Annotated in this window: 7 protein-coding genes; 6 read left to right on the top strand and 1 reads right to left on the bottom strand. The window is 42.0% G+C overall.

Features of this window, described 5'->3' with window-relative positions; translation table 11 throughout:
* Window positions 1-389 precede the first annotated feature (389 nt).
* The 4 genes from VJY63_RS09955 to VJY63_RS09940 all read left to right on the top strand — a co-directional run bounded on the left by VJY63_RS09955 (window position 390) and on the right by VJY63_RS09940 (window position 1675).
* Window positions 390-689 carry a type II toxin-antitoxin system HigB family toxin gene (locus VJY63_RS09955; protein WP_324050449.1) on the top strand — a complete coding sequence of 100 codons (300 nt, stop codon included), beginning with the start codon at window positions 390-392 and terminating at the stop codon, window positions 687-689.
* Window positions 690-698: 9 nt separating this feature from the next.
* Complete coding sequence (locus VJY63_RS09950) at window positions 699-1067, top strand: DNA-binding protein (protein WP_324050447.1); 369 nt, start codon at window positions 699-701, stop codon at window positions 1065-1067.
* A 109-nt stretch (window positions 1068-1176) separates the two neighbouring features.
* Window positions 1177-1494 (top strand): transcriptional regulator, encoded by a 318-nt coding sequence (locus tag VJY63_RS09945; protein WP_324050445.1) that lies wholly within the window; start codon window positions 1177-1179, stop codon window positions 1492-1494.
* A 37-nt stretch (window positions 1495-1531) separates the two neighbouring features.
* On the top strand, window positions 1532-1675 hold the full coding sequence (locus tag VJY63_RS09940; protein WP_324050443.1) for a hypothetical protein: 144 nt from the start codon (window positions 1532-1534) through the stop codon (window positions 1673-1675).
* A 48-nt stretch (window positions 1676-1723) separates the two neighbouring features.
* Here VJY63_RS09940 and tnpA read toward each other — a convergent pair whose 3' ends face one another.
* A complete protein-coding gene (gene tnpA / locus VJY63_RS09935) occupies window positions 1724-2134 on the bottom strand; it encodes an IS200/IS605 family transposase (RefSeq protein ID WP_324050441.1) in 411 nt (136 codons plus the stop codon).
* Between the two features lie 69 nt (window positions 2135-2203).
* Between tnpA and tnpB the strand changes: the two genes are divergently transcribed.
* Both tnpB and VJY63_RS09925 read left to right on the top strand, forming a co-directional pair.
* On the top strand, window positions 2204-3331 hold the full coding sequence (gene tnpB, locus VJY63_RS09930; protein WP_324050439.1) for an IS200/IS605 family element RNA-guided endonuclease TnpB: 1128 nt from the start codon (window positions 2204-2206) through the stop codon (window positions 3329-3331).
* Window positions 3332-3492: 161 nt separating this feature from the next.
* On the top strand, window positions 3493-4231 hold a 739-nt coding region (locus VJY63_RS09925; RefSeq protein WP_324050437.1), incomplete at its 3' end, for a hypothetical protein.

The following is a 4231-nucleotide window of genomic DNA, read 5'->3' as shown; positions in this document are numbered from 1 at the left end:
CAAGGGCGGCTTGAAGCTGAAAAAAACTTTGAACAAAAACAGCGTGAAACAGTACGTCAGTTGCTAGCCATTGATGCGCTTACTTTAACGGATGAGCAAATAGCCGAAACCTTTAAGCTAGCGGTTGAAGACGTTGCCCAGTTGCGCCTTGAGCATCAACACTAAAGCTGTTTTAAAACAAAAAAACAAATTACTCCCCAGCCAAGTTGCTTACGCTTCTTGGCTTGAATAATTGTGAGAAAAGGGGTCAGAGTCGATTTAAAAAACCAAATTGCGTCTGACCCCCCACAAGCCCTGCCTTTTGAACTGACTCCATTTCTTAATTGACTCTTGCTACTGAATTTCCCATAATGGGAAAGCTGAACTTCTAACATCTATAAAGGCACCTAATGCGCGTTTTATCTAAGATTACTTTAAAAGAGTTTTGGCAGCAGCCTAATTACTCAGACTCTGAGCAGCCGTTAAAAGCTTGGCATGACGAGTGTAAGAATGCTGATTGGAAAACTCCGCAAGACATAAAATCCTTATACAGAAATGCTAGTTTTGTAGGAAATAATCGAGTAGTTTTCAATATTCATGGCAATAAATACAGGTTAATAACTGCAATAAACTATAAGTTTTCTATGGTTTATATTCGTTTTGTTGGTACACATGCTGACTATGACAAAGTTGATGCAGCAACCATTTGAGGTAACAGTATGCAAATCAAACCCATTAAAACCCCTGCCGATCACCAAGCTGCACTTGCTAGAATTGAACAGCTTTGGGAGGCAGAACCACACACGCCTGAAGGCGATGAATTAGAGGTATTGGCAACGCTAGTTGAAGCGTTTGAAGCAAAACACTGCGCGATTGAAGCCCCCGACCCAATTGAAGCGATTAAATTTAGAATGGAGCAGCAAGGATTAGAAAATAAAGACCTAGTTCCATTTTTAGGACAGCGCAGTCGTGTTACAGAAGTCTTGAACCGCAAGCGTGGGTTATCTATGTCAATGGTTAGAAAGCTACATAGCGGATTACACATACCTTTAAGTGCATTAGTACAAGAATATGCGCTAGAGGTTTAGGAAAATTCTTTAAAAAAGAAATGGGGTCAAAAAAAGAAATGGGGTCAGAGCCGAATTAACGGAAGCACACAGAAAAAACAGCTACAAGCATTTATGGAGGCATGGCGATATGAACAGTCGTGATCTTTTTGCAGAACTAAGCGCCGCACTCGTTGAAGCAAAACAACATTCAGAAGGTAAGCTTACACTTAAAACGCATTCTCCCCAGCAAGCAGAGCAAGTATTGGCTATTTCACCTCACGAAATTATTCTTATTCGAGAACAGTTTAATATGTCACGGGGTGTTTTTGCACGCCTGCTCCACACTTCAGCACGAACCCTAGAAAACTGGGAGCAAGGACGAAGCGTACCCAATAGGCAAGCCGTTACCCTGTTAAAGCTGGTTAGACACCATCCAGAAACTTTAAACCATATTGCTGGGCTATAAATAATAACGCCACCTCAAAAATTAAGAAAAACATGGGGTGTCATTTTATGATGCCCAACATGCATTCAAAGATGAGCAACGTGTTATTGCAGAAGATACCTTGCATAGCCAAGCTGAAAAACGTTATTTTTGTTTTGGTTCCAATCAAGAAAATACGGGCATTTTAACTAATTGTGCGTAATTCTCCACCTAGAATCTTTGATTTAGGTGGCGATGTAAGCACAGCGCCCTAGTTAGGGCGTTCTTGCTTTTCGATGTAGCGCCTAATCGTATCAATCGTTGCACCGCCCGTTGTCAGTAGGCAGTAAGCGCGTGTCCAAAGCACAGGTTTCCAATAGTACTGCGCTAAGTGGTCTCCAAATGCCTTTCTTATAAGTCGGCTTGAGACGGTTTTTAGATTATTGATGAACTTGCTTGGCATAATGTTGGGGTGCATATCAATCAATAAATGCACATGATCTGCTTCGCCGTTGAACTCGATTAGCTCAATATCCCACTTTATGCAAAGCTCAGTAATAATGATTTTTAGCTGATCGAGCATCGCGCTGGTAAAGCATTTTTTGCGGTATTTTGTAACTAACACTAAATGGTAGGTAAGCTTGTAAACGCAGTGATGGTGTGATTTTATTGGTTTATTCATAGTTGACGCTAAGTTAGATGGATACTAAAATAATACCTATATTTCGTTTACCGTACAAGTTGTAGAGTCATGCTAAAAGCCTATAAATACCGCCTTTATCCAAACCGTGAACAGCGAGTGTTGATTGAAAAACACTTTGGCTGCACACGCTTTGTTTATAATTGGGCGCTAGGCTTACAGAATGATTATTACCAAGCAAATGGCAAATCATTATCTCGTGGTGCTATTCAAAGCCAGCTAGTGGCCATGAAAAAAACAGCCGACTACGAGTGGCTAAAAGAGGTGAATAGTCAGTCGCTATTAAGTGCCTTGCTTAACGTCCACACGGCTTTTACTAACTTCTTTAAAACCCGTGCTAATTTCCCACGCTTTAAATCCAAAAAGATACCCCAGCGAAGCTACCAATGCCCTCAGCATTGCACGGTTAACTTTGAGCAAGGCATTATCAATTTACCCAAGCTGAAGGGCATCAAAGCAGTCTTTAGCCGTGAGTTTGTTGGCAAAATTAAAACCGTGACGGTCAGCAAAACAGCCACAGGTAAGTATTACGCTAGTCTGCTGGTAGATAATAAAGAAACCTTGCCAACACCGACCACCATTGAGCCTAGCTTAACCCTGGGTATTGATTTGGGTATCAATCACCTGCTGAACTTTTCGGATGGTAGCAAGGTTGATAACCCAAGGCATTTAGCCAAGGCCAGTAAACGGCTTGCCATACAGCAAAAAATCTTTGCACGTAAGCAAGTGGCCAGTAAAGGCTACCAAAAACAAAAGCGCGTTGTTGCCCGTATTCACGAAAAAGTACGCAACAGCCGCCTTGATTTACAGCATAAAATCACCCATAGCCTGATTCGTGAAAACCAAGCAACCAGCTATGCATTGGAAGATTTGGCTGTAAAGAACATGGTAAAGAACCGTAAACTTGCCAAGTCCATTAGCGATGTCGGCTGGGGTCAGTTTGTTACTCTGCTGACCTACAAAGCGAACTGGTATGGCAAAAACATTCTTAAAGTAAACCGGTTCTTTGCCAGCAGTAAAATTTGCTCGCATTGTCAGCACAAGCTCGACAAGTTGCCTTTGTCGGAACGTGATTGGACGTGTCCTAACTGCCAAGTCCACCATGACCGTGATCTCAATGCCAGTATCAATATACGCCAACAGGCGTTAGCTGATCTAGCAGGGCTTGCTAGTGTATAAAGAGTTCCTCTAGGCCAAAACTCATCAGCGTGAGTGGTCTAGCGAAAGGTGGTAGCTATAAGCTGTCATGGGTCGCAAAGATTCCCCCATCAAAGCCTAAAGGCTTGATGGTGGGAGTAAGTCAAAAGTTCAGTATTCATCACCCTTAAAGAAGCGTTTTTATGAGCCATCCAAAAGCCCAAGCTAATACACCCGAACACCAAGACCCCATTCGCCAAGACTACGATGGTGCTTGGAAAGCTGCATTAGAAAAATACTTTAAAGAGTTTTTAGAGCTACTATTCCCAGCCATTCACGCAGAAGTGGATTGGACAAAAGGCCATGAGTTTTTAGATGGTGAGTTAGAAAAAATAACCGTAGATGCCAAAACAGGCCGCCGTTATACCGATAAGCTGGTTAAAGTTTATTACCAAGATGGCAGTGAAGAATGGCTATTAATTCATGTTGAAATACAAAGCCTACCCGAAGCCAAAAACGTATTTGCAAAGCGGATGTTTACCTACTGGTCACGCTTAATTGACCGTTACCAAGTGGACGTTGTTAGTTTAGCCGTTCTAGCCGATACTAACCAAAACTACCGACCTAGCAGCTTTCACTTTAGCCGTTCGGGAACTGAAACTACCTTCAGCTATCCAATGGTTAAGTTAACCGACTTTGAAAGTGAAGACGCTTGGGCTAGCCTTGAAGCCAACAACAATGTGTTTGCTTTGTTAGTGATGGCACAAATTAAAGCTAAACGCTTAAAAGGCAATAACCAAGGGCTTTATGAATTTAGATTAGGCTTAACCCGTTCGCTGTATAAACGCGGTTACACACGAGAACAAGTGGTTGAACTATTTAACTTTATTGGCTGGATGATACAACTACCTGAATCATTAGAAGACCAGTTATTTGAAGCCA

The sequence above is a fragment of the Marinospirillum sp. genome, assembly GCF_035271045.1.
Classification (GTDB): Bacteria; Pseudomonadota; Gammaproteobacteria; order Pseudomonadales; family Halomonadaceae; genus Marinospirillum.
This window is presented reverse-complemented; position numbering and strand designations above follow the sequence as displayed.